The organism is Streptomyces sp. NBC_00019 (genome assembly GCF_045041015.1).
Classification (GTDB): domain Bacteria; phylum Actinomycetota; class Actinomycetes; order Streptomycetales; family Streptomycetaceae; genus Streptomyces.
The window spans coordinates 8,474,903-8,498,213 of the sequence record NZ_CP108302.1; the positions used below are offsets into that span (position 1 = coordinate 8,474,903).

Annotated in this window: 29 protein-coding genes; 18 read left to right on the forward strand and 11 right to left on the reverse strand. The window is 71.5% G+C overall.

Annotation, left to right across the window (positions count from 1 at the left end; translation table 11 throughout):
• The first annotated feature begins 17 nt into the window (after positions 1-17).
• The 10 genes from OHU89_RS39245 to OHU89_RS39290 are packed head-to-tail and all read left to right on the forward strand — an operon-like array spanning position 18 to position 5,166.
• Positions 18-371: a gas vesicle protein gene (locus OHU89_RS39245; protein WP_405654847.1), complete on the forward strand. Its 354-nt coding sequence runs from the start codon at positions 18-20 to the stop codon at positions 369-371.
• Between the two features lie 49 nt (positions 372-420).
• Positions 421-846, forward strand: a complete 426-nt coding sequence (locus tag OHU89_RS39250; protein ID WP_266886081.1) for a gas vesicle structural protein GvpA — start codon at positions 421-423, stop codon at positions 844-846.
• Positions 843-1,613 carry a GvpL/GvpF family gas vesicle protein gene (locus OHU89_RS39255; RefSeq protein WP_405649735.1) on the forward strand — a complete coding sequence of 257 codons (771 nt, stop codon included), beginning with the start codon at positions 843-845 and terminating at the stop codon, positions 1,611-1,613. The genes OHU89_RS39250 and OHU89_RS39255 overlap by 4 nt, the downstream gene beginning before the upstream one ends.
• 4 nt (positions 1,614-1,617) lie before the next feature.
• Positions 1,618-1,881: a gas vesicle protein GvpG gene (locus OHU89_RS39260; RefSeq protein WP_405649737.1), complete on the forward strand. Its 264-nt coding sequence runs from the start codon at positions 1,618-1,620 to the stop codon at positions 1,879-1,881.
• Complete coding sequence (locus OHU89_RS39265) at positions 1,878-2,510, forward strand: DNA primase (protein ID WP_405649738.1); 633 nt, start codon at positions 1,878-1,880, stop codon at positions 2,508-2,510. The genes OHU89_RS39260 and OHU89_RS39265 overlap by 4 nt, the downstream gene beginning before the upstream one ends.
• Complete coding sequence (locus OHU89_RS39270; protein ID WP_405649740.1) at positions 2,507-3,598, forward strand: SRPBCC family protein; 1,092 nt, start codon at positions 2,507-2,509, stop codon at positions 3,596-3,598. Before OHU89_RS39265 ends, OHU89_RS39270 begins: the two co-directional genes overlap by 4 nt.
• Positions 3,595-3,921, forward strand: a complete 327-nt coding sequence (locus OHU89_RS39275) for a gas vesicle protein (protein WP_266820796.1) — start codon at positions 3,595-3,597, stop codon at positions 3,919-3,921. The genes OHU89_RS39270 and OHU89_RS39275 overlap by 4 nt, the downstream gene beginning before the upstream one ends.
• Positions 3,921-4,691 carry a GvpL/GvpF family gas vesicle protein gene (locus tag OHU89_RS39280; RefSeq protein WP_405649742.1) on the forward strand — a complete coding sequence of 257 codons (771 nt, stop codon included), beginning with the start codon at positions 3,921-3,923 and terminating at the stop codon, positions 4,689-4,691. The genes OHU89_RS39275 and OHU89_RS39280 overlap by 1 nt, the downstream gene beginning before the upstream one ends.
• Entirely contained in the window at positions 4,688-4,876 is a 189-nt protein-coding gene (locus OHU89_RS39285) for a gas vesicle protein (protein ID WP_046257980.1), read from the forward strand. The genes OHU89_RS39280 and OHU89_RS39285 overlap by 4 nt, the downstream gene beginning before the upstream one ends.
• On the forward strand, positions 4,873-5,166 hold the full coding sequence (locus OHU89_RS39290; RefSeq protein WP_405649745.1) for a gas vesicle protein K: 294 nt from the start codon (positions 4,873-4,875) through the stop codon (positions 5,164-5,166). The genes OHU89_RS39285 and OHU89_RS39290 overlap by 4 nt, the downstream gene beginning before the upstream one ends.
• Positions 5,167-5,191: 25 nt before the next feature.
• Here the strand turns inward: OHU89_RS39290 and OHU89_RS39295 are convergent, their stop codons facing one another.
• The 3 genes from OHU89_RS39295 to OHU89_RS39305 form a co-directional block, all read right to left on the reverse strand.
• Positions 5,192-5,362 carry a hypothetical protein gene (locus OHU89_RS39295; RefSeq protein WP_046257982.1) on the reverse strand — a complete coding sequence of 57 codons (171 nt, stop codon included), beginning with the start codon at positions 5,360-5,362 and terminating at the stop codon, positions 5,192-5,194.
• Between the two features lie 42 nt (positions 5,363-5,404).
• Positions 5,405-6,226 carry a methyltransferase domain-containing protein gene (locus OHU89_RS39300; RefSeq protein WP_405649747.1) on the reverse strand — a complete coding sequence of 274 codons (822 nt, stop codon included), beginning with the start codon at positions 6,224-6,226 and terminating at the stop codon, positions 5,405-5,407.
• A gap of 99 nt (positions 6,227-6,325) precedes the next feature.
• Complete coding sequence (locus tag OHU89_RS39305) at positions 6,326-7,819, reverse strand: bifunctional phosphatase PAP2/diacylglycerol kinase family protein (RefSeq protein WP_405649749.1); 1,494 nt, start codon at positions 7,817-7,819, stop codon at positions 6,326-6,328.
• A 68-nt stretch (positions 7,820-7,887) separates the two neighbouring features.
• On the opposite strand from OHU89_RS39305, the gene OHU89_RS39310 reads away from it, so the two are divergent.
• From OHU89_RS39310 to OHU89_RS39320, 3 genes are all read left to right on the forward strand, one after another.
• Positions 7,888-8,553 carry a histidine phosphatase family protein gene (locus tag OHU89_RS39310; RefSeq protein WP_405649751.1) on the forward strand — a complete coding sequence of 222 codons (666 nt, stop codon included), beginning with the start codon at positions 7,888-7,890 and terminating at the stop codon, positions 8,551-8,553.
• 208 nt (positions 8,554-8,761) lie between these two features.
• Entirely contained in the window at positions 8,762-10,381 is a 1,620-nt protein-coding gene (locus tag OHU89_RS39315; RefSeq protein ID WP_405649752.1) for an ABC-F family ATP-binding cassette domain-containing protein, read from the forward strand.
• Between the two features lie 121 nt (positions 10,382-10,502).
• Positions 10,503-10,781 carry a DUF6158 family protein gene (locus OHU89_RS39320; protein WP_405649753.1) on the forward strand — a complete coding sequence of 93 codons (279 nt, stop codon included), beginning with the start codon at positions 10,503-10,505 and terminating at the stop codon, positions 10,779-10,781.
• 9 nt (positions 10,782-10,790) lie between these two features.
• Here the strand turns inward: OHU89_RS39320 and OHU89_RS39325 are convergent, their stop codons facing one another.
• From OHU89_RS39325 to OHU89_RS39350, 6 genes are all read right to left on the reverse strand, one after another.
• Complete coding sequence (locus OHU89_RS39325; protein WP_405649755.1) at positions 10,791-12,896, reverse strand: catalase; 2,106 nt, start codon at positions 12,894-12,896, stop codon at positions 10,791-10,793.
• A complete protein-coding gene (locus OHU89_RS39330) occupies positions 12,896-13,438 on the reverse strand; it encodes a type 1 glutamine amidotransferase domain-containing protein (protein WP_405649756.1) in 543 nt (180 codons plus the stop codon). Before OHU89_RS39330 ends, OHU89_RS39325 begins: the two co-directional genes overlap by 1 nt.
• Before the next feature lie 6 nt (positions 13,439-13,444).
• Positions 13,445-14,137 (reverse strand): diguanylate cyclase, encoded by a 693-nt coding sequence (locus tag OHU89_RS39335; protein WP_405649758.1) that lies wholly within the window; start codon positions 14,135-14,137, stop codon positions 13,445-13,447.
• Complete coding sequence (locus tag OHU89_RS39340) at positions 14,134-14,565, reverse strand: CBS domain-containing protein (protein ID WP_405649760.1); 432 nt, start codon at positions 14,563-14,565, stop codon at positions 14,134-14,136. The genes OHU89_RS39335 and OHU89_RS39340 overlap by 4 nt, the downstream gene beginning before the upstream one ends.
• 63 nt (positions 14,566-14,628) lie before the next feature.
• Positions 14,629-15,009 (reverse strand): DUF2795 domain-containing protein, encoded by a 381-nt coding sequence (locus OHU89_RS39345; protein WP_405649762.1) that lies wholly within the window; start codon positions 15,007-15,009, stop codon positions 14,629-14,631.
• 247 nt (positions 15,010-15,256) lie between these two features.
• Positions 15,257-17,050 carry a thiamine pyrophosphate-requiring protein gene (locus OHU89_RS39350; protein ID WP_266886046.1) on the reverse strand — a complete coding sequence of 598 codons (1,794 nt, stop codon included), beginning with the start codon at positions 17,048-17,050 and terminating at the stop codon, positions 15,257-15,259.
• A gap of 242 nt (positions 17,051-17,292) precedes the next feature.
• Here OHU89_RS39350 and OHU89_RS39355 point away from each other — a divergent pair, with 242 nt between their 5' ends.
• The 4 genes from OHU89_RS39355 (at position 17,293) to OHU89_RS39370 (ending at position 21,312) form a co-directional block, all read left to right on the forward strand.
• Positions 17,293-18,087, forward strand: coding sequence for an RNA polymerase sigma factor SigF (locus OHU89_RS39355; RefSeq protein ID WP_405649763.1), 795 nt, complete (start codon positions 17,293-17,295; stop codon positions 18,085-18,087).
• Between the two features lie 137 nt (positions 18,088-18,224).
• Entirely contained in the window at positions 18,225-18,854 is a 630-nt protein-coding gene (locus OHU89_RS39360; RefSeq protein ID WP_405649765.1) for a hypothetical protein, read from the forward strand.
• 155 nt (positions 18,855-19,009) lie between these two features.
• Complete coding sequence (locus OHU89_RS39365) at positions 19,010-20,257, forward strand: aminotransferase class I/II-fold pyridoxal phosphate-dependent enzyme (RefSeq protein ID WP_405649767.1); 1,248 nt, start codon at positions 19,010-19,012, stop codon at positions 20,255-20,257.
• Positions 20,254-21,312 carry an MBL fold metallo-hydrolase gene (locus OHU89_RS39370; protein ID WP_405649768.1) on the forward strand — a complete coding sequence of 353 codons (1,059 nt, stop codon included), beginning with the start codon at positions 20,254-20,256 and terminating at the stop codon, positions 21,310-21,312. Before OHU89_RS39365 ends, OHU89_RS39370 begins: the two co-directional genes overlap by 4 nt.
• A gap of 103 nt (positions 21,313-21,415) precedes the next feature.
• Here OHU89_RS39370 and OHU89_RS39375 read toward each other — a convergent pair whose 3' ends face one another.
• Positions 21,416-22,030: a DedA family protein gene (locus tag OHU89_RS39375; RefSeq protein ID WP_405649769.1), complete on the reverse strand. Its 615-nt coding sequence runs from the start codon at positions 22,028-22,030 to the stop codon at positions 21,416-21,418.
• The gene (locus OHU89_RS39380; RefSeq protein ID WP_405649770.1) at positions 22,027-22,800 is read right to left on the reverse strand and encodes an MBL fold metallo-hydrolase; all 774 of its coding nucleotides are present in this window, start codon (positions 22,798-22,800) and stop codon (positions 22,027-22,029) included. The genes OHU89_RS39375 and OHU89_RS39380 overlap by 4 nt, the downstream gene beginning before the upstream one ends.
• An 83-nt stretch (positions 22,801-22,883) precedes the next feature.
• On the opposite strand from OHU89_RS39380, the gene OHU89_RS39385 reads away from it, so the two are divergent.
• Positions 22,884-23,285, forward strand: coding sequence for a hypothetical protein (locus OHU89_RS39385; RefSeq protein WP_266886031.1), 402 nt, complete (start codon positions 22,884-22,886; stop codon positions 23,283-23,285).
• Positions 23,286-23,311: the final 26 nt, after the last annotated feature.

The window sequence follows — 23,311 nt, forward strand, 5'->3', positions numbered from 1 at the left end:
CGGAGTGAGAGGTGGCCATGTCGAACACAAAAAACACATCAGACACACAGAACTCACGGGAATCACGCAAGGGAGCGGAAAGCGACACCGCGGAAGACCGGCCGAGGCCCATGCAGGTGCTGCGTCATGGGCGCACCCAGCTCGAGGAGCTCACCGGCATGTCCGCCGAGTCGGTGTCGTCCTTCGGGCAGACGGAGGACGGCTGGTCACTGGAGGTCGAGGTCCTCGAGCTCGCCCGGGTTCCGGACACGATGAGCCTGATGGCGAGCTATCAGGTCGAACTGGACCCGCAGGGAGAACTCACCGGCTACCGGCGCGTTCGCCGTTACGAACGCGGGCGGGCCGACTCACACAGGGCCGGCGGCCGCTAGGTCGCCTTCCCGTTCCCCTCACACTCACAGATAAGGAGGCACGGTCGGCATGACCGTTGTCCCGGCACAACAGAGCGGCGGCTCGGGCGGCACCAGCGGCCTCTACGACGTCCTGGAACTGGTCCTCGACCGGGGCCTGGTGATCGACGCGTTCGTACGGGTATCCCTGGTCGGCATCGAGATCCTCAAGATCGACATCCGGGTCGTCGTCGCCAGCGTCGACACCTATCTGCGCTTCGCCGAGGCGTGCAACCGCCTCGACCTCGAGGCCGGTCCGCACCGCAGTCCCGGTCTGCCCGACCTGGTGGGTGAGGTCACCGAGTCCGGCGCCCGGGGCAAGTCCAAGGGTGCGCTGAGCGGTGCCGCGCAGACCGTCTCGGACGCCTTCAAGCAGGCCCGCGAGGAGGGCGAGTCGCAGCCCAGGCCGCGCGCCCGCAAGTCGACCGCCGCGCGCCGGAAGGAGGAGCAGGAGTGAGCACGTATGTGTACGGCATCATCGGCGGCTCCGGAGCCTCGCTGTCCGAGGACCTGACGGGCGTCGGCGACCCGCCGCGGCCCGTGCGCGTCCTCACGGCGGGTGATCTCGCGGCCGTCGTGAGCGACGCGCCCGAGGGGCTGCGGCCCAAGCGCAAGGACCTGCTCGCCCACCAGAACGTGCTCGCCGAGGCCGGCTCGGGCGGCTGTGTGCTGCCCATGCGGTTCGGCAGCGTCGCACCCGACGAGCGGACCGTCGTCAACGTCCTCGGCGAACGCGCCGAGCACTACCAGGAGCGGCTGCGGACGCTGGACGGCAAGGTCGAGTACAACGTCAAGGCCACGCACGACGAAGAGGCCGTACTGCACCGCGTGATGGCCGAGAACCCCGAGCTGCGAGCCCTCACCGAGGCCCACCGGCAGGCGGGCGGCGGCTCCTACGAGGACAAGCTCAGGCTCGGCGAGATGGTCGTCTCCGCCGTGAAGGCACGGGAGGCCGAGGACGCGGCCGAGGTGCAGCACGAGCTGGAGGCCGGTGCCACGGCCGTGAGCGCGGGCCCCGAGTCCACCGGCTGGCTCGCCAACGTGTCGTTCCTGGTGGACCGCGATTCGGCCGAGGCGTTCCTGGCCGCGGTGGAACAGGTCCGCAAGTCCCACCCCCATCTGGAACTGCGGGTCAACGGCCCGCTGCCGCCGTACAGCTTCGTCGACCCCGGCCCCGCCGAGCACGCGGGCAGCGCGGCCGGCACCGAGAGCGCGAAGGAGTGAGGACATGGGCCTGATCGGCGAGGTGCTGCTGTTGCCGTTCGCCCCGGTGCGCGGCAGCGCGTGGGTGATCGGGCAGGTGCTGCACGAGGCGGAACGCATCTACTACGACCCGGCCACGATACGCGCCGAACTCGCCCAGTTGGAACAGCAGTTGGAGGCGGGCGAGATCGGCGAGGAGGAGTTCGACCGACTGGAGGACGAGCTCTTGGACCGGCTGGAGATCGGCTCGCGCAATCGGGCCGGAACGGACGACTGGACATCAGGATGAACCGACTCGGACTGGGCCTCGCGGTAGGGGCCGGATACGTCCTCGGGCGTACGAAGAAGATGAAACTGGCCTTCGCCGTCGGCACGTTGGTGGCCGGCAAGCGGATGCAGTTGAGCCCGCGGGCGCTCGCGGACCTGGTGTCCGGACAGCTGCGGGACAACCCGCAGTTCAAGGAGATCGGCGACCAGCTGCGCGAGGACCTGCGCGGTGTCGGCAAGGCGGCCTCGGGCGCCATGGTCGAGCGGCAGATCGACGCGATCGCCGACCGGCTGCACGGGCGTACCGCCGAAGTCCGCGACCAGATCGCGGGCGTCGTACCGGATCCGTCGGACCTCGGCTTCGAGGACGAGGAGTCCGAGGAGGAATACGACGACGAGCCCGAGGACACGGACCGGGAACCGGAGGAGGAGCCCGAGCCGCGCCGCAAGGCGGCGCAGAAGAAGCCTCCGGCGAAGAAGGCGGCCAGGAAGACCGCCGGGAAGGCGCCCGCCAAGAAGGCTTCGGCGAAGAAGGCCGCCGCCAAGAAGACGTCGGCGGCCAAGAAGACGACAGGCAAGAAGACCGCCGCGGCCCGCACCGCCGCCCGCGGTGCCAGGTCCAGGGTGCCGAAGGGAGGCGGTGAGCGATGACCGAGACTGTCGGATCCGCGACCTCCGCGGCGAGTGGAGCGACGAAGAAGGCAGGCCCGCTCGGCGGTATCGCCCAGAGCGAGGCCGCCGACCGGCTCAAGGCCGAGGTGCAGGAGTACCTCGCCGTGCAGACCCAGCGGCTGCTGATCGGCGCCGGCCGCAAGCTCGGCGAGACCACGGTCAAGCTCAACGACATCGCCGAGGGCAAGAGCCCCGGCTTCGCCAAGCTAGCCCTCGACGGCGGGCGCAAGCTCACCGAGGGCAAGGGGCCGCTGCGCTCCGCCCTGGAGCTGGGTGCCTCCCGTGCAAAGGAGAACGTGGTCGGCGCTCTGAAGAACCTCGGTGGCGGCCGGGGGAAGCGCAAGGGCGGAGCGGGCAAGAAGCCGACCGTGATCATCGAGTACGCCGACGTCGGCGTGCCGCTGCGCACCGCCTACGACCAGTGGACCCAGTTCCAAGAGTTCGGCAACTTCGCCAAGGGCGTGAAGAGCGCGGACCGCGCCGACGACACGACCTCCGACTGGCAGCTCAAGGTCTTCTGGTCCAACCGCAGCTGGAAGGCGCACACCACCGAGCAGGTGCCCGACGACCGGATCGCCTGGACGTCGGAGGGCGCGAAGGGCACGACCAAGGGTGTCGTCTCCTTCCACCGCCTCGCCGACAACCTCACCCGCGTCCAGCTGGTGATCGAGTACTACCCCAAGGGCCTCTTCGAGAAGACCGGCAACATCTGGCGCGCCCAGGGCCGCCGGGCCCGTCTCGACCTCAAGCACTACGTCCGCTTCGTCACGCTCAAGGGCGAGGTCGAGGACGGCTGGCGCGGCGAGATCCGCGACGGCGAGGTCGTCCAGAGCCACGACGACGCGGTCGCCGAGGAGGAGGCCGAGCAGGAAGAGGAGGCGTACGAGGGCGAGGAAGAGCAAGCTGAGGAGGAGGGCCCGTACGCCGAGGAGGACGAGGAGGAGGGCGAGAAGGAGCAGTACGAACTGGAGGAGGCCGAAGGCGAGGAGGAGCCTGAGGGCGAGTACGAGGAGGAAGGCGCGGACGAGGAGGACTACGAGTACGCCGAGGGCGGGAGCCGTCGATGACCACCCCCGGACGGCTGCCCGAGCCCTATGGCCGCGGTGACGGCAGCGCGAACCTCGCCGACATCCTGGAGCGCGTCCTCGACAAGGGCGTGGTCATCGCCGGCGACATCCGGATCAATCTGCTCGACATCGAACTCCTCACCATCAAACTGCGCCTCATCATCGCGTCCGTCGACAAGGCGAAGGAGATGGGTATCGACTGGTGGGAGGACGACCCCGCGCTGTCCACCAAGGCCCGTCGTGATCAACTCACCCGGGAGAACGCCGAGTTGCGCGAGCGGATCGCCCGGCTGGAGCCCGGCAGAGCCGAGAAGGAGACCTGATGACCGGACTGCGCTACGTGTACGCCGTCTGCCGGCCCTTCAAGGCGCCCCTGCAGTCCCAGTTGACAGGCGTGGCGGGCGATCCGCCAAGACTGCTGGTCCACCAAGGCCTTGTCGCGGTGGTCAGCCACGTGCCGGAGCGGGACTTCGCCGAAGGCCCGCTCCACGCACACCTGGAGGATCTGGACTGGCTCTCCGAGACCGCCCGCGCCCACCAGGGCGTGATCGACGCCCTCACCGTCGTCACGACGCCGCTGCCGCTCCGGCTCGCCACCGTCTTCCGGGACGACAGCGGCGTACGCACCATGCTGGAGGCCCGCGAGGCGGACTTCGGCCGCACCCTCGAACGGCTGACCGGGCGGGTCGAGTGGGGCGTCAAGGTGTACGTCGAGACCGAGCCGCCGGGCGAGGGCGGCGCACCGGCGGAGGAGACGGCGGCGAAGGCCACCAGCGGCCGGGACTATCTCCGGCAGCGCAGCTCCCGGGTGCGGGCGCACGAGGACCTGTGGCAGCGGGCCGAGGGATTCGCGAGCCGACTGCACGAATCACTGTCGGTCTTCGCAGAGGATTCACGGCTGCACCCGCCGCAGAATGCCAAGCTGTCCGGAGCGGCCGGGCGCAATGTGCTCAATGCCGCCTATCTCGTGCCGCGGGCCGTGTCCGAGGAATTCGTGGAACTGGTCGACCGTACGAAAGGTGAAGTTTCCGGAATGCGGGTCGAACTCACCGGCCCGTGGGCCGCCTATTCCTTCGCGGGGGAGAAGCCGTGACCGTCGTCGAACGCCGAGAGATCGCCCTCGTGGATCTGCTGGACCGGCTGCTCGCCGGCGGGGTCGTCATCACCGGCGACATCACCCTGCGCATCGCCGACGTCGACCTCGTCCGCATCGACCTCAACGCCCTGATCAGCTCCGTGAACGCGAACGTCCCGTCGCCGTGGGGGGAATCGTCGTGACCCAGGCCCGCCGCCACCGAAACCACCTCGACCTCGAGCCGGACACCGTCGAGCGTGACCTCGTCAAACTCGTCCTGACCGTGGTGGAGCTGCTGCGCCAGCTCATGGAACGCCAGGCGCTGCGCCGCTTCGACGACGGCGGTCTCACCGAGGAGCAGGAGGAGCGGATCGGGCTCACCCTGATGCTGCTCGACGACCGCATGACCGAGCTGCGCGAGCGCTACGGGCTGCGGCCCGAGGACCTGAATCTGGACCTCGGGCCGCTCGGACCGCTGCTTCCCCGGGAGTGAATTCCTCCGGATTATCCGGGGTGATTCACCATCGGTACCAGCGTCCCCTGCCTCCGCCCGCCGTTGTGCTGCGCATCAGGAACCCCAGCAGCCACAGCACGAGCACCGCGATTGCAATCCACCAGAGAATTTTCACTGCGAATCCGGCGCCGAAAAGAATCAACACCAGGAGCAGTACGAGCAGGATGGGAACCATAATGTGAACCTCCTGCTTTCCGGGTTTCCAGGAAACGGAGATTCAGGCACTCTTTCTGCACAGGATTTCTCCGTGCAGTACGGCGAACCAGCCGTCGTGCTGCTTTCCCCACTCCCGCCAGGCTTCTGACACGGCCGTCAATTCTTCCGGTGTGGCATGCCCACCCTCCGTGGCCCGCTCGGCGTACGCCGAGGCCACGGTGCGGTCGGCCCACAGACCGCTCCACCAGGCCCGCTCCTCGGCGGTGGAGTAGGTCCAGGTGCCGGAGGTGGCGGTGATGTCGGTCAGTCCCGCCTCCAGCGCCCAGGACTTCAGCCGGCGCCCGGCGTCGGGCTCGCCGCCGTTGGCGCGGGCCACGCGGCGGTACAGGTCCAGCCAGTCGTCCATGCCCTGGGACGCCGGGTGCCAGGTCATCGCCGCGTAGTCCGAGTCGCGCACGGCGATGAACCCGCCCGGCCTGGTCACCCGCTTCATCTCGCGCAGCGCCTGTACCGGGTCGCCCACGTGCTGCAGCACCTGGTGGGCGTGGACCACACAGAAGGTGTCGTCCGGGTACTCCAGGGCGTGTACGTCCGCGACCGCGAAGTCGACGTTCGTCAGGCCGCGCCCGGCCGCCGTGGCCCGGGCCTGCTCCAGGACGCCGGGCGCGTGGTCGACGCCGGTGACCCGGCCGTCGGGCACCAGTACCGCCAGGTCGGCGGTGATCGTGCCCGGGCCGCAGCCGATGTCCAGGATCTTCATGTGGGGCTTCAGCGAACCGAGCAGGTAGGCCGCGGAGTTGGCGGCGGTGCGCCAGGTGTGCGAGCGCAGCACCGACTCGTGGTGCCCGTGCGTGTAGACGGCGGTCTCCTGCGGTTTCGACATGGCTGAACTCCCCTGTTCGACATCCTGTCGGTGATCGACACGGTACGCCCGCATGTCGAATGTTGAGACCCGCGTTTTGCCATATGGACTGACGAGCCATCAGGTCCCAGGCAGGGGGCGGTAGACCGTGAGCGCCTCGGGCAGCTTCTCCAGCGTCACCTCCCCTTCCACCCGGGTGACTTCACCGTCGTAGGCGAGGAGCGAGCCCGGTGCCACGCCCGCCAGCCGGAGCCGGCCCACCTGGACCGCGGCGTGCACGGGGGAGCGGGTCAGCGGCCCGGCCAGGGCGGCCGCCAGCAGCCGTACCGCGGGCCGCCGTCCGCCGTGCACCACGCGTACGTCGAGCTGACCGTCCGCGAGATCATGGCGGCGGCCCGGTGTCAGACCCACCCGGTGGTAGGTGCCGTTGCCGGCGAACAGCAGCCACAACGGGCGTGCCCGGCCCCGGAACTCGGCCTCCAGCGGATGCCGGTCGGCGCGCAGGACACGCAGGGCCGCGAGCACCCCGGCGGGCCAGCCGCCGATCCGGTGCGACCAGCGGTCCCGCTCGCGCACCAGCTCCGGATAGACGCCCAGACTGCAGGTGTTGAGGAAGATGCCCTCGGTGTCGTCGCAGGTGAAGCGGCCCGCGTCCACCCGCACGCCCTCGCCGCCCCGGACGGCCCTGGCCAGATCACCGGCGCTCTCCAGGCCCAGGTCGTAGGCGAAGTGGTTCAGCGTGCCGCCCGGCAGGACGGCGAGCGGCAGGCCGTGGCGCAGGGCGACCTCGGCGGCGGCGTTCACCGTGCCGTCGCCGCCGCACACACCGAGCACCCGGGCACGGGCCGCCGCCTTCTCCAACTCGGCCGGGACGTCGGCGGGCCGGCACTCCACGACCTCGCATCGCGGCAGGGCGTCCTGGAGGGCGTGCACCCGGTCGGCGCTGCCCGCGGCGTCGTTGGCCACCATGACCAGACCCTCGCCGTCGGGCAGTGCCGGCACCTCGGCCCGGGGCCGGGCGGGCGGCACGATCTGGGCACGCGTCGGCACCATGCCCCGCACGGCGTACGCGGCCCCCACCCCGAGCGCCGCACCGGCCAGCACATCGCTCGGGAAGTGCACACCGGTGTAGACCCGGGACAACGCCACCGACCACGCGATCGGCGCCACCGCCGCGCCCCAGGCCGGCGACTCCAGCGCGACCCCGGCGGCGAACGCGGCCGCCGACGCGGAGTGACCGGACGGGAACGAGGTCGTGATGGGCTGCCGCTTCAGCTGCCGCACCAGCGGCACCGGGTCCAGGACGGGCCGGGTACGGCGTACGGACCGCTTGCCGAGGGTGTTGATGGCCAGCGAGGCCAGCGTGAGCGAGGCGAGTCCGCGGGCGGCGGCCCGGCGGGCTCGCGGGGTGCGGCTCGCCGCCATGGTGGCCGCCGCGGCGAACCACAGCACACCGTGGTTCGCGCTCCGGCTCAGCCGCGGCAGCACGGGTTCGGCGAGCGGCCAGTTCCGCTCGGCGGCGAACTCGAACAGCCGGCAGTCCAGCGCCAGCAGCGCGTCGCGGACCGCGTGCCGGCCGGGCTTCAGGAGGGTGAGGTCCACGTCAGGGGTCATGTGGTGGCGGGTACCCTGAAGTGGCCGTTTCTTGTGCGGAGGCGGACCCGACACCGGAGGCTTTCTGCATGCGACTGCTGCTTGTCCGCCATGGCCAGACCCCGTCCAATGTCGACTTCCTGTTGGACACCGCAGTCCCGGGACCCGGCCTGACCGCCCTCGGTGAACGCCAGGCCGCCGCCCTGCCCGAGGCCCTCGCCGACGAGGACATCGAGGCCCTCTACGCCTCCACGCTGATACGCACCCAGCTCACCGCCGCCCCGCTGGCCGCCGCGCGCGGCCTCGACATCGTCGTCCGCGACGGCATCCGCGAGGTGTCCGCCGGGGACCTGGAGATGCTGGACGGGTACTCGGAGGCGGGCCGGACCTACATGGAGACGATCTTCGCCTGGCCGGACGGCGACACGGAGCTGCGGATGCCGGGCGGCGAGAGCGGCGCCGAGGTGCTCGCGCGGTACGACGCGGTCGTCGCCGAGGCCGCCGCCCTCGGGGTCGGCACGGTCGCCCTGGTCAGCCATGGCGCGGCGATCCGGCTGTGGACCTCGGCCCGCGCCGACAACGTCGACATCGACTTCGCCGCAGCCCGCCCGCTCGACAACACCGGCGTCGTGGTCCTGGAAGGTTCCCCGGCCGACGGCTGGAAGGTCCTGTCGTGGGAGGGCGCGGTCGTGGAGACCGCGGGACGCGGGCAGGAGAGCGGGCCGGCGGGCCGGCCGCTGGACGAGGTCGAATAGCCGCGACACGACGCGACACGACGCGACGCGACTGGGCCGGGCCCGGGCCCGAGAGTGGGCGGCACGCGCAGGTCGAACGTGGACGGCCGACTGCCGACTGCCGACTGCATACGGTCGGCCGTGTACGGCTCGGTGTGTGCGGCCGAGCTGCCACGGCATCGGATATGGGTTTGCCCGGCCCGGCCCCCGAGCCGGAGAATGCGGCCCCATGGGACATCTGGAAGCCGCACACCTCGAGTACTACCTCCCCGACGGGAGGGCGCTGCTCGGCGATGTGTCCTTCCGGGTGGGCGAAGGGGCCGTCGTGGCCCTCGTCGGACCCAACGGCGCAGGCAAGACGACCCTGCTGCGGCTGATCTCCGGAGAGCTGAAACCGCACGGCGGGACCGTCACCGTCACCGGCGGCCTCGGCGTGATGCGCCAGTTCGTGGGCTCCGTACGCGACGAGACGACCGTACGGGACCTGCTGGTGTCGGTGTCCTCGCCGCGTATCCAGGCGGTCGCGAAGGCCGTCGACAGGGCCGAGCACGCGATCATGACCGTGGACGACGAGGCCGCGCAGATGCAGTACGCGCAGGCCCTCTCCGACTGGGCCGAGGCGCACGGGTACGAGGCCGAGACGCTGTGGGACATGTGCACCATGGCGGCGCTCGGCGTTCCGTACGACAAGGCCCAGTTCCGCGAGGTGCGCACCCTCTCCGGCGGCGAGCAGAAGCGGCTCGTGCTGGAGGCGCTGCTGCGCGGCAACGACGAGGTGCTGCTGCTCGACGAGCCCGACAACTACCTCGACGTGCCCGGCAAGCGCTGGCTGGAGGAGCGGCTCAAGGAGACCCGCAAGACGGTCCTCTTCGTCTCCCACGACCGTGAACTCCTCGCCCGCTCCGCCGAGAAGATCGTGTCGGTGGAGCCCTCGCCGACGGGTGCGGACGCCTGGGTGCACGGGGCCGGCTTCGCCACGTACCACGACGCCCGGCGCGAACGCTTCGCCCGCTTCGAGGAGTTGCGCAGGCGCTGGGACGAGAAGCACGCCCAGCTGAAGAAGCTCGTCCTGAACCTCCGGCAGGCGGCCTCCATCAGCCATGAGCTGGCCTCCCGCTACCAGGCCGCCCAGACCCGGCTGCGCAAGTTCGAGGAGGCGGGCCCGCCCCCGGAGCCGCCGCGAGAGCAGGACATCAAGATGCGGCTCAAGGGCGGCCGTACCGGGGTGCGGGCCGTCACCTGCAAGGGACTCGAGCTGACCGGTCTGATGAACCCCTTCGACCTGGAGGTCTTCTACGGCGAGCGGGTCGCCGTGCTCGGCTCCAACGGCTCCGGCAAGTCGCACTTCCTGCGGCTGCTGGCGGGGGACACCGTGGCGCACTCGGGGGAGTGGAAGCTGGGCGCGCGCGTCGTGCCCGGGCACTTCGCCCAGACGCACGCGCACCCCGAGCTGCTGGGCCGCACGCTCCTGGACATCCTGTGGACGGAACACGCCCAGGACCGGGGCGCGGCGATGTCGAGGCTGCGCCGCTACGAGCTCACCCAGCAGGCCGAGCAGACCTTCGACCGCCTCTCCGGGGGCCAGCAGGCCCGCTTCCAGATCCTCCTGCTGGAGCTTGAGGGCGTCACGGCCCTCCTCCTGGACGAGCCCACGGACAACCTGGACCTGGAGTCCGCCGAGGCCCTCCAGGAGGGCCTGGAGGCCTTCGACGGCACGGTCCTCGCCGTCACCCACGACCGCTGGTTCGCCCGCTCCTTCGACCGCTACCTGGTCTTCGGCAGCGACGGCCGCGTCCGTGAGACGCCGGAGCCGGTGTGGGACGAGCGGCGGGTGGAACGGGCGCGGTAGTTCCGCATACGCAGGCCCTGCGGCCCGGATGTTCGTAGAGTGGGTGCGGAAAGGCGAGATCCACGGTTCTGTCCCGGATGCCGCTCGGGGGTAGTGCTCACCGGGCGGGTACTCGAAGCCCATGAACGCACACGACGAGTGGGAAACCGCCATGACCGGAGTCGATCCCAGCAGGCTGGACGACCAGCAGCTCATGAAAGAGCTGGAGACCATCCACCGCACGCGCCACGACACGCTGCTCTACGCCTCGAACGACGCGCTGCGCGCCCACAACGGCCGGATGGCCGAGCTCGAGGGTGAGTATCTGCGCCGCAACCCCCGGCGCCTGGTCGCCGCCGGCCGCACCCGCGAGGGTGCGAGGGAACGCGGACGTGGGGAGTCGGCGACTCCCCACGTCTGACGGCGCCCGCTAGCGGCGGGCCGGTGGCCGGTCCCAGTGCCGGTGCGCCGCGATCGCCTCCACGAAGGCGCGTACGAACTCCTCGCTCGCCGCTCCGGGCGAGGTGTCCGTCACGACGCCCTGGTCGCGGACCACGCGCTGGAACTCCGTGGACACCTGGATGCCCTCCGGTTCCAGCGCCGACAGCACGCCCACGCCGGAGCCGAGCGCGCCGACCGGCTTGCCGTGCCGGTACGCGTCCCGGACGAACCGCATCGCGTCCTGGTCGGCGGTGAGCGGCGGGGTGCCCGTGGGGCCACCGGGCAGCAGGACCGCGTCGTACAGCACGGAGGCGACGGTCGGCAGTGCGCGGTCGACCGTATACCGTTCACCGTCGGCACCCGCGATCGTTCCGTCCGTCGCCGCCAGCGCCTCCACGATCGCGCCCTCGGCGGCCAGCGCCTCCCGTACCGACGTCACCTGCTCGGCGTCCACGCCGTCGGTGACCAGTACCGCGATCTGCCGGGTGCGGATCGAGCCGTCGCCGCGCAGGGACTGAAGGCTCAGCGCGGGGGAGAGCAGCTTGTTCGGCGCCTCGCCGGATGCGGTCGGATCCGGGACTCCGATGCCACGGGCCACCTGCACCGCCAACTCACCGTCAACCTTGGCCAGTTGCTCGACCGTACGGGTGCGGACCGTGATCGCGTCGACCTTGCCCAGCTCGAACCGGAAGGCCGCGACGATGTGCTGTCGCTCCCACTCGGTCATGCTCTTCCAGAACAGCGCGGGCTGGCTGTAGTGGTCCTGGAAACTCGGGCTGCGGCGGCGGATCTTGGCGCCGTCGACGCGCTCCGCGTAGTGCGTGTACGCGCTGCTGTCGGCACCGGCCTGGGCCGGGCAGCCGCCGCCGATCGAGTTCGGGAAGTAGTTCGTGCCGCTGTGGATCGTGCTCTGGCCGTACCCGTCGCGCTGGTTGGTCCGCACGGGTGCCACCGGCCGGTTCACCGGCAGCTGGGCGAAGTTGGGGCCGCCCAGGCGGATCAACTGGGTGTCCAGATAGGAGAAGTTGCGGGCCTGGAGCAGCGGGTCGTTGGTGAAGTCGATGCCCGGGACCACGTTGGCCGTGTGGAAGGCGACCTGCTCGGTCTCGGCGAAGAAGTTCTCCGGGTTGCGGTTCAGGACCATCCGTCCGATCGGCCGCACCGGCACCTGCTCCTCCGGGATCAGCTTCGTGGCGTCTAACAGGTCGAAGTCGAAGGCGAACTCGTCCTCCTCCGGCACCAGTTGGACGCCCAGCTCCCACTCCGGGTACTCACCGGCCTCGATCGCGTCCCACAGGTCACCGCGGTTGAAGTCCGGGTTGCGGCCCTGGCACTCCTGCGCCTCGTCCCACACCAGCGAGTGCACGCCCAGCCGTGGCTTCCAGTGGAACTTCACGAACGTGCCGCGCCCCTCGGCGTTCACGAACCGGAAGGTGTGCACACCGAAGCCCTGCATCATGCGGTAGCTGCGCGGGATCGCCCGGTCCGACATCAGCCACATGATCGCGTGCAGCGTCTCGGGCTGCAGCGACACGAAGTCCCACAGGGTGTCGTGGGCGGAGGCACCGGTGGGGATGTCGTTGTGCGGCTCGGGCTTCACCGCGTGCACGAAGTCGGGGAACTTGATGCCGTCCTGGATGAAGAAGACCGGGAAGTTGTTCCCGACCAGGTCGTAATTGCCCTGCGACGTATAGAACTTGGTGGCGAAACCGCGTACGTCGCGCACGGTGTCCGCCGAGCCCCTCGGCCCCTGCACGGTCGAGAACCGCACGAACACCGGTGTCCGCACCGCCGGGTCCTGGAGGAAGGCGGCACGGGTGAACTCCGCGCAGGACTCGTACGGTTCGAAGTAGCCGTACGCGCCCGCGCCGCGTGCGTGCACCACCCGCTCCGGGATGCGTTCGTGGTCGAAGCGGGTCAGCTTCTCCCGGAAGTGGAAGTCCTCCATCAGCGTCGGACCGCGCTCGCCGGCGGCGAGGGAGTCGTCGGTGTGGTCGATCTCCACGCCCTGGTCGGTGGTGAGCGGGCCCACCGCCGGGTCGTCCGCCCGGTAGGCCTCACGCTGCTCCTGCTTGCGGTCGCGCGGGGTGTCCATCAGGCGGCCTCCTTCGCGAACACGTCCAGGAACGCCTCGTCGAACGCCTTCAGGTCGTCCGGCTTGCGGCTGGTGACCAGCTTGGCGGCGCCGTGGTCGCAGATCTTCACCTGCTCGTCGACCCATGTGCCGCCCGCGTTGCGGATGTCGGTCGCCAGGCTCGGCCAGGAGGTCAGCTCCCGGCCGCGGACCACGTCCGCCTCCACGAGGGTCCACGGGGCGTGGCAGATCGCGGCGACCGGCCGGCCCTGCTCGAAGAAGTCCCTGACGAACCGGACCGCCTTCTCGTCCATCCGCAGGCTGTCCGGGTTGGCGACCCCGCCCGGCAGCACGAGTCCGCCGAAGGAGTCCGCCGTCGTCTCGCCCACCACCTCCTGGACGGGGAACGTGTCCGCCTTGTCGAGGTGGTGGAAGGCCTGAATGGTCCCGGGCTTCGTGGACACCAGGACGGGCTCGTGGCCCGCGTCCACGGCGGCCTTCCACGGCTCGGTGAGCTCGATCTGCTCGACGCCCTCGGGTGCGGTCAGGAATGCGATACGCATGGATCCTCAACGTCCTTTCGTGGCACGCCACCGAGCCTCGTCGCTCGTCGCGCGCTTCTTGTTCCGTCGGGCCGCCCGCCGGCAGCGCAGCAGCTCCTCCCCGTACGGCAGCAGCACACAGGTGCCGATCGCGGCCGCGACGCCCGCCAGATAGGCGCGGGACAGCGGCCGCCGCCGTGGCACCGGACGCCATGCGTCCGGATCGCCGCGGCCCCCGCGCAGCAGGGACCTCACCTGGTCGGAGTGCAGACACATCAGCGAGGCCAGTGCGCCGAACGGCAGCGACTCCAGGAAGCTGTGGATGTGCTGCTCGATCGGCCGGACCTCGCGGCCGCTGTCGACGGCCGTCCGCACGTCCCACAGCGCGGTCGCCTCGTGCACCGCCGCGCCGCCCAGCTGCACGGCGAGAAGGGCCGGGTTGACCTCGTAGCGCAGTGCGGCCGCGATCGGGATGCCGACCTCGGCCATCATCAGCGTGGGGGCACCTCCCACGCTTTTAGAGCAGTGGGGGAGGATCACCGACTCCTTGGTGCCCGCCGTGTCCTCGATGCGCGTGCGCCGGTGCATCATCCAGTCGGCGAGTCCGGGCACGAACCAGCTCGGCAGCAGCCCGTACAGCAGATAGCGGGTCGTGACCTCGCAGACATCGACACCGCCGGCGCTCGTGGCCCGGACCTCGGTGGCCTGGTCCCGGCTCATACGGTGTCCTGGTGGTCCGGTGCGGCCCGGCCGATCTCGGCGAGCACCGAGCCGGGGTTCTCCGCCTCGGCCAGGTCACCGAGGCTGACCATGCCGACCGGCAGCCCCTCCTCGACGACCGGCAGCCGGCGCACCGCGTGCGCCCGCATCAGCGCCGCCGCGGCGGCCACCGGGTCGTGCGGGGCGACCAGCACCGGGTCCGGGGTGCACACCGACCCGGCGCTCGCCGACAGCGGGTCGACGCCCTCGGCGACCGCCCGCACCGTGATGTCGCGGTCGGTGAGCACCCCGACGATCCGCTGTCCGTCGGCCACCACGACGTCGCCGATGTCCTGCGTGCGCATCAGCTGCGCCGCCTCGACGATTGAGGCGTCCGGGCGGACGGCGACCACGCCCGGAGTCATGACGTCCTTCACGAATTCGGCCATCACCGTGGGCCCCTCCTCGGTCTTCTCGGCTGACGCCGCCCGCAGTACCCCGGGGCCGGGCCCCTATGCGCCGGGCCGGGTGAGCGCCTGGGCCAGTTCCTGGACGGTCGCGTAGTGCTCCTTGTGCGGCAGCCGCTCCACGGCGTCGACGAGGGTGTCCGGCGCGTACGCGCGGCGCAGCGCGCCGGCCAGGTGGCGCGGGCCCGCCGGGAACGCGTTGCGGCTCAGATGCCGGGCCAGCTCCAGCCGGACCCCTCCCAGGGACGCCCCGGAGCCGCCCGGCGCCACGGGCCCGCCCGCGATCTCCGGATCGTCGTCGGCGGTCGGCTCGGGGTCGTGCCACTCCTCGCTCCGGGTGGGGTGCCCGGACCTCAGCAGCCCCTGTAGTTCGTGCTTCATCTCGTCGTTGCGGTGGACGCTCAGCCGGTCGCTGCCTCGCTGCATGGCGCTCCTTCCAGATCTTCGGGAGTGGGCTCCGCGTACCCGAGCACCGGACCTCGACACGGGGGTTTGTCCTCCGTTTCGGGGGACACCCGGCCGGACGCCCCCCACGCGATCCCCGGGGAGGGAAACGCCATGGCGGTACTCGCTGTGCTCATCCCGCTCCTCATGCTCGGCACGGTGCTGGCACTGGGCCGCTATGAGGAGCTGCTCCTGCCCACGGAGCGGGAGGAGGCGGTCCCACTGCCGCCTACTTCTTCTCCCGGCCCGGCAGGAACTCCTGCACCTTCGCCTTGAACCCCTGTTTGATCATCGAGCCGCGGTCCGCGTCGCCCTTCAGGATCGACGCGGCCGTCGACTCCATCTGGTCCCAGGTGGCGTGCGGCGGGATCGGCGGCACGGCGGGGTCGGTGAGGAACTCGATCACCGCGGGCCCGTCGGCCTCGAGCCCCGCACGCCAGCCCGCCTCCACGTCCTCGGGCTTCTCCACACGGATGCCGGTCAGGCCCAGGGAACGGGCGAACGCGGCGTACTGCACGTCCGGGAGCTCCTGCGAGGGCAGGAACGACGGGGCGCCCTCCATGGCGCGCATCTCCCAGGTGACCTGGTTGAGATCGTGGTTGTTCCACACGGCCACCACCAGCCGCGGATCCTCCCACTGGTCGCGGTACTTGGCGGCCGTGATCAGCTCCGCCATGCCGTTCATCTGCATCGCGCCGTCCCCGACCAGCGCGATCGCCGGCCGGTCCGGGTGGGCGAACTTCGCGCCGATGGCGTACGGCACTCCGCAGCCCATCGTCGCGAGCGTGCCGGACAGCGAGGACCGCATGCCGTCCCGCATCGTCAGGTGCCGCGCGTACCAGTTGGCCGCGGAACCGGAGTCGGAGCTGATGACCGCGTCCGCGGGCAGCAGCGGGTCCAGGACATGGGCGACGTACTCCGGGTTGATCGGGTCCGCCGACAGATGCGCCCGCCGCTCCATGATGTCGCGCCAGCGCCGTACGTTGTCGCACACCGTGTCGTACCACTCGCGTCCGCGCTCCGCGTTCAGCAGCGGGATCAGCCGCTCCAGGGTCGCCTTGGCGTCGCCGACGAGATTCACCTCGTACGGATAACGCATCCCGACCATGTGCGGGTCGATGTCGATCTGCACCCCGCGCGCCTGGCCGAAGTCCGGCAGGAACTGCGTGTACGGGAAGGACGATCCGATGGTCAGCAGGGTGTCGCAGTCCCGCATCAGCTCGTACGACGGACGGGTGCCCAGCAGGCCGATCGAACCGGTGACGTAGGGGAGTTCGTCGCTCAGCGCGTCCTTGCCGAGCAGCGCCTTCGCGACGCCCGCGCCGAGCAGCTCGGCGATGCGCGCCACCTCGTCCCGCGCGCCCGAGGCGCCCTGGCCGACCAGAATGCCCACCTTGTCACCGGAGTTGAGGATCTCGGCCGCCCGCAGCAGCGACTCCTCGGACGGCACGGCCGTCCAGGAACTGCGGTCCAGGCTGGACGGCACCATCTTGAACTCGTGGGTGGGGGCCGCGTATTCGAGCTCCTGGACGTCGCCCGGGATGATGATCGCGGTGGGGCAGCGGCGCGCGTACGCGGTGCGGATCGCGCGGTCCAGGACGTTCGGCAGCTGCTCGGGGACCGTCACCGTCTCCACGAAGTCCGAGGCGACGTCCTTGAACAGGGTGTGCAGATCCACCTCCTGCTGGTACGAGCCGCCCATCGCGGTGCGGTGCGTCTGGCCGACGATCGCCAGCACCGGCACATGGTCCAGCTTGGCGTCGTACAGGCCGTTGAGGAGATGGATCGCGCCGGGTCCCGAGGTGGCCGCGCACACTCCGATGCGGCCGCTGAACTTGGCGTAGCCGACCGCCTCGAACGCCGACATCTCCTCGTGCCGGGACTGGATGAACCGTGGCCGGTTCTCGGCCCGGCCCCACGCGGCGAGCAGGCCGTTGATGCCGTCGCCGGGATAACCGAAGACATGGTCCACACCCCACTCGCGCAGCCGCTGCAGGACGTGGTCGGAGACCTTGGTGCTCATGGACGGACCTCTCGGACACGGGGGAACACGGGCGCCTTACGAGTGACCGTGCGGGCTCCCGGAAAACCTGGGCCCGGGTTTGCGGCCCAGGGCCGGGGGCAGGCGCACCCTCAGTGCTTCGGACAGGAGGCACGTCCGTGGGAGAGGCTCCGAGGCCGCCCCGACTGTGTCTGTCCGGCCACGGCCGCGCTCCCACGGTGACCGTCCAACCCAGAGCACCCACTAGGGAGATGCGACGCACCATGTCCCCTCGAGTGAGCGCGAAGCACCACCCGCACGACGACGCCCCCGACACCGCGGAGGCCTTCCGCAGGCTTGCCGCGCTGCCCCCCGGCCCGCAGCACGACACGCTGCGTGACCGGATCATCGAGGCCTGGCTGCCCATGGCCGACCGGCTCGCGGGCCGCTTCCGCAGCCGCGGCGAGAGCTTCGACGACCTGCGCCAGGTCGCGGCCCTCGGCCTGGTCAAGGCCGTCGACCGGTACGACCCCGAGCGCGGCAACGCCTTCGAGAGCTACGCCGTGCCGACCATCACCGGCGAGATCAAGCGGCACTTCCGCGACCACATGTGGACGCTGCATGTGCCCCGGCGGGTCCAGGACCTGCGCAACCGCGTGCGCTTCGCCTCCCAGGACCTGTCGCAGACCATCTCCGGGCGGCGGCCCACCGTCGCGGAGATCGCCGTGCACGCGAGCATGAGCGAGGAGGACGTCCTCGTGGGGCTCGAGGCGCTGGAGAGCTTCACCGCGCTGTCGCTGGACGCGGAGCTGCCGGGGAGCGAGGACGGGTACTCGCTGAGCGACGCGCTGGGATCGGCGGATCCGGCGCTGGACACGGTGGTGGACCGGGAGGCCGTGAAGCCTCGGCTCGCCGCGTTGCCGGAGCGGGAGCGGGCGATCCTGTACATGCGGTTCTTCGGCGACATGACGCAGTCGCGGATCGCCGAGCAGCTGGGGATCTCGCAGATGCATGTGTCGCGGCTGATCAGCCGGTGCTGCGGGCGGGTGCGGGAGCAAGTGATGAGGGACGTCGCGTAGAGGGTGGGAGGCGGGTCCGACGTCACCCACTTGGCTGTGCACGTCCCGCTAATGGGGTCCGGCCGCGCGCGGGGCCGGGTTCGACGGGCTGTGATGGCTGCGTGCCCTCGCAGCCGCAGGCCTAAGGAGCCCACCCCATGCGCCGCACCGCCCGTGCCCTGTCCGTCGCCGTTCTGGCCGGAGTCGCCGTGGGCGTCGCCGTGCCGGTCGCCTTCGCGGACCCGGCCGCGGAGGTCAGCCCGAGCACCGTCCAGCCGGGCGGCAGCGTCACCGTGTCGGTCACCTGCGACTCCACCGGCGGAACGGCTCCGGCCACCATCGAGGCCACCTCGCAGGCCTTCGACGAGGAGACCGTGCCGCTCCAGCTGGTCGCCGGGAACGACGCCGCGGTGTCCGGGCCCGCCTACCGCGGGACCGCCCGGATCGCCTCCGCCCAGGACCTCGAGGTCGGCTCCGACGTCGGCGAGGACTCCGCGTGGACCGTCGACGGCACCTGTCCGGCCGCGCCCGGCGGGCAGGGCAAGCAGTGGAGCGCGACCTTGACGGTGACCCACGGCGGCGAGAGCCACGCGTGCACGGAGCCGCGCACGGAGCCGCGCACCGAGACCTGCACCGCCACCCCCGTCCAGCGCGGCGTACAGGCGGGCCAGGGAGGCGCCTTCACCGACTCCGTACCGGCCCTAGTCTCCGGCGGCCTCCTGATCGCGGGCGCCCTCGGCGGGGCCGTGTACCGGGTGCGCCGCAAGGAGCCCCGCGCGGACGTCTGAGCCGGGGGTGTGACCGGCGCAACTCGAGCGGATTCCTATCGGCGTACGCCACCCTGGGTACTCGGACCCCGAGCGCGCCGCGCCCGTCGTACGGAGGGAGAACCGGGGAGCACACCCGACGGCACCGCGACCCAGCAGCTCACCCGGAGGTACGGATGCGGCGGACGGATCCCGAAGGCCATGGCCCCGTCCGCTTCGGGCCGCCGCTGCCCGCCGACGGACTCCCGGTGCTCCCCGAACTGTCGGCCGTGCTCTCCGCCGCGGCGGCCCTCGGCAGGAGCGAACCCGTCGGTGGCGGGCCCGCTCTCCTGGAGTCCGCGTGCGGCTACTGGGCCCGGCGTGGACTGTCCGCCGGGCCCGAGCGTGTGGTGGCGGCGCCCGGCGCCCCCTCGCTGTTGCTCGCCCTGACCGCCGCCCTCGGCGGGGACGTCCTGGTGCCCCGGCCCTGCGCGGCCTGGTGGGCGCCGTACGCGCGCCTGTTGGGAAGACCCGTGTTCCACGTGGGGACACCGGCGGAGTGCGGCGGGGTCCCGGACCCGTACGCGCTGTTGGAGACCGTGCGCCGGGTCCGTGACGAGGGCGGCGACCCCCGGCTGCTCGTGCTGTCCGTAGCCGACGACCCCACCGCCACGGTGGCCCCGCCCGAGGTGGTCCACGAGGCCATGGAGGCCGCCGCCGGTGAGGGACTGCATGTGGTCAGCGACGAGACCTGGCGCGACACCGTGCACGCCCCGCACGACACCGTGCTGATCGGACCCGCCGAGATGCTGCCGGAGCGGGTCACCGTCGTCACCGACCTGGCCGGTGCCCTGGTGCCGCCGGGCTGGCCCGCCGCCGTCGCCCGCTTCCCCGCGGGCGAGGCCGCCGACGACCTCCACGCGCGCGTGCTGGACGTGCTCACCGCCCTCGGCGCTCGCGTCGCCGCCCCCGTCGCCGCCGCGGCCGGGTACGCGCTCACGGAACCCGAACCGGTCACCACGCGCGCGGCGGCCACCGTACGACTGCACGCGCGCGTGGCCGCCGCCGCGCACGCCACCGTCGTCTCGGCCGGCGCCCTGGCCCGGCCCCCGCAGGCCGGCCGGCATCTCTACGTCGACCTCGGCCCGTTCCGCACCGCGCTGGGCGCGCACGGAGTGGGCGACGCACAGGACCTGGAGGAGTTCCTCACGGCCCGGCTCGGCCTGCCCGCCCCGGGCGGCCATCGCTTCGGCGACGACCTGGCCGCCCTGCGCGTGCGGTTGTCGACCGGTTCGCTGCTCGCCGGGACGGACGCGGAACTCGAGGAATGCCTCGGTTCACCCTCACCGTTGGAACTGCCACACGTGCAACGCGCGTTGATCACTTTGAAGTCGGTCCTCGACGACCTCCGCGATGACGCTCAGCGATGGGAGCCTCCTCGATGACGCAGCAGTCCGAGTCGACCAGCACGAGTACGACCGTCCGGGACGCCGACGGGCCGACGGCCCTGTCACCGTTCGCGCCGCCCGTCCCGCCGCTCGCCGAACCCCGGCCGCTGGGCGAACGCCGGGTGTGGCCGCGGACCTTCCACGACCGACTGACCGCCCCGCTGCCCGGCCTCAAGGCCATGGCCCGGTTCGCCCGCGAGGGCTCCGTCCGGCCCGACCGGGAGAGCCTCGCCGACATCCCGCGCCTGCCGTTCGAGCCCGTCCCGCTGCCCCGCGTGGACGCGCGCACGGTCGCCGTCTCCTGGGCCGGGCACGCCAGTTGGGTGGTGCGCATCGGCGGGCTGACGATCCTCACCGACCCCGTGTGGTCCCGCCGCATCCTCGGCACCCCGGCCCGTATCACCCCGGTCGGTGTCGCCTGGAACGCGCTGCCCCCCGTCGACGCCGTCGTCATCAGCCACAACCACTACGACCATCTGGACGCCCCCACCCTGCGCCGACTCCCGCGCGACACCCCGGTGTTCGTGCCCGCCGGACTCGGCGCCTGGTTCCGCCGCCGCCGCTTCACCCGCATCACCGAGCTGGACTGGTGGGAGGCGGCCGAACTCGACGGCGTCCGCCTCGACTTCGTCCCCGCCCACCACTGGTCCAAGCGCAGCCTCACCGACACCTGTCGCAGCCTGTGGGGCGGCTGGGTCCTCACCGACCGGGACGGACAGCGCGTCTACTTCGCCGGCGACACGGGCTACGGCCACTGGTTCACCCACATCGGCCGGCGCTACCCCGGCATCGACCTCGCCCTCCTCCCCATCGGCGCCTACAACCCCCGCTGGTGGCTCAGCGACGTCCACTGCGACCCGGAGGAAGCGGTACGGGCGGCCCAGGACCTGGGCGCACGCAGGATGGCACCCATGCACTGGGGCACGTTCGTCCTGTCGGCGGAACCGGTCCTGGAACCACTGACCAGGGTGCAGGCGGCGTGGGAGAAGGCGGGCCTGAACAGGGACGACCTGTGGGACCTGCCGGTAGGAGGATCCCGGGTACTCGATTAGCAGGCGCTCAGGGGGACCAACCCAGGGGCGCGGGGCTGTGTCAATCAGCGGCTCCGCAGCGGGGCGCGATCAACCACACACAGCCCGCACCCCGCAACGCACATCAAGCGGCAGACCGAACCCGCCGCCACAGCCCGGGTGCCAGGCTGATGACCACGGTCAGCACCACCGCAGCCACCACCCCCTCCCAAGGCTCCTTGAACAGCGACCCACCGAGGATCCCGATCAGCTGGTAGGTGACCGCCCAGGCCAGGCACGCCGGGAAGTTGCCGCGGACGAACCTCCGCATCGGCCATTTCGCCATCAGGCACGCCAGCATCACCGGAAGGCGACCGGCCGGCACGAGCCGGGACAGCACCAGAACGGACACCCCGTGATCGGCGAGCCTCTCCTGCGCCTGCGCGAGCCGCTCCTCCGGCGCCCGCGACCGGATCGCCTCCAGCCACCGCGACCCGTTCTTCGACCGCATCCCACGCCGCCCCAGCCAGTACAGCGTCGCGTCCCCGAGGAACGCCGCCAGCGACGCCGTCACGAACACCAGGCCCAGAGCGAAGGGCGCCGTCTGATGGAACGCCACCACCGCCGCCGAACTCACCAGCGCCCCCGTCGGCACCACCGGCACCAACGCCCCGATCAGCACCAGCAGAAACAACGACGGATACCCGAGCGCCTGCTGCGTCGACTCCGGCGCCGTCGACGCGGCCGCCAGCCAGCTCACCGGGCCACCTTGGGGCGCACGCTCTGCCCGTGCTCCAGCAGATGCACCGCCACGCCCGGCGCATGCTCCGCCGAGAGTCGCACGAACTCCTCGCCGGGGGCGTGGAATTCATGGGGGCGCACGGCGTCCATCCCGATCGGCCAGTACGTGCCGTAGTGCACCGGCACCGCGCTCACCGGTTCGAGCCGGGCCAGCGCCTCGGCCGCCCGCCCCGCGTCCAGATGCCCTTCGCCCAGGTACGGCCCCCAGCCGCCGACCGGCAGCAGCGCCACCTCGACCGGCCCGACCTCCTTGGCCATCTCGTCGAACAGCCCGGTGTCCCCGGCGAAATAGGTGCGCGCCTCGCCCTCGACGACATAGCCGAGCGCCGGGGAGCGGTGCGGCCCCACGGGCAGCCGTCGCCCGTCGTGCCGAGCCGGGACGGTCCGTACGACCACGTCCCCGATCACCGTCTCGTCCCCGGGCGCCACCTCGTCGACCTGGAGATGGGCGAGCCGGCGCAGCCCCGGCACGGCCTGGGGTGCGCCCCGGGGAACGAGCAGGCGCGTGCCCGGTGCGAGCCGGGCCAGCGAGGGAACGTGCAGATGGTCGGCGTGCAGATGGGAGACGAGCGCCACGTCCGCGTGCCAGGCGGCGGGCGGCGGCACCGCGCCGCGGCGGCGGCGCAGATGCGCGAGCCGGCGGGCGAACAGAGGATCGGTGAGCACGCGGACGTCCGAGTCCTCGACCGTGCAGGTGGCGTGACCCCACCAGGTGATCTCCACCGGCACCTCTTTGCCTCCTTCGCGCGACTCCCCGAAGCCTACGGGCAGGAGTAGGGTCGGCGGCGAAACCCGGAGGTGAGGGGGACGCCATGGGACCGGTGCGCGTCACGGCGATCGCGAGTCTGACGCCGTTGGAGGAGCTGGAGGCGGATCCCTTCCTGGTGGACTCCCGCAGCCAGCACGCGATGTGCGCTCGCTGGGCGGCGGAGCGGGGCTACATCGTCAGCAGAGAACTCCTCGTGCGGGGTCTGCGCGCCGACCACTGCGTCCTGTGGGACGGAGTACGGCCCGGCACCGACCTGTTCGTCGCGCCCAGCCACCGGGTCCTGGAGAGCGCCCTGTCCTCCGTCGAGGAGTTCGTCGCCGAGTGCACACGTCGCGGGGTGCGGGTGGAGACCGTGGGGCGCGCCGAACCGTCGTACGACGCCCAGATGAAGGCCCGGATCCACCGCCGGCTGTCGATGCCGACCGCGGGCTACGACGGCCGCTGACACCTGCCCGGGGACGCCGGGGGGCC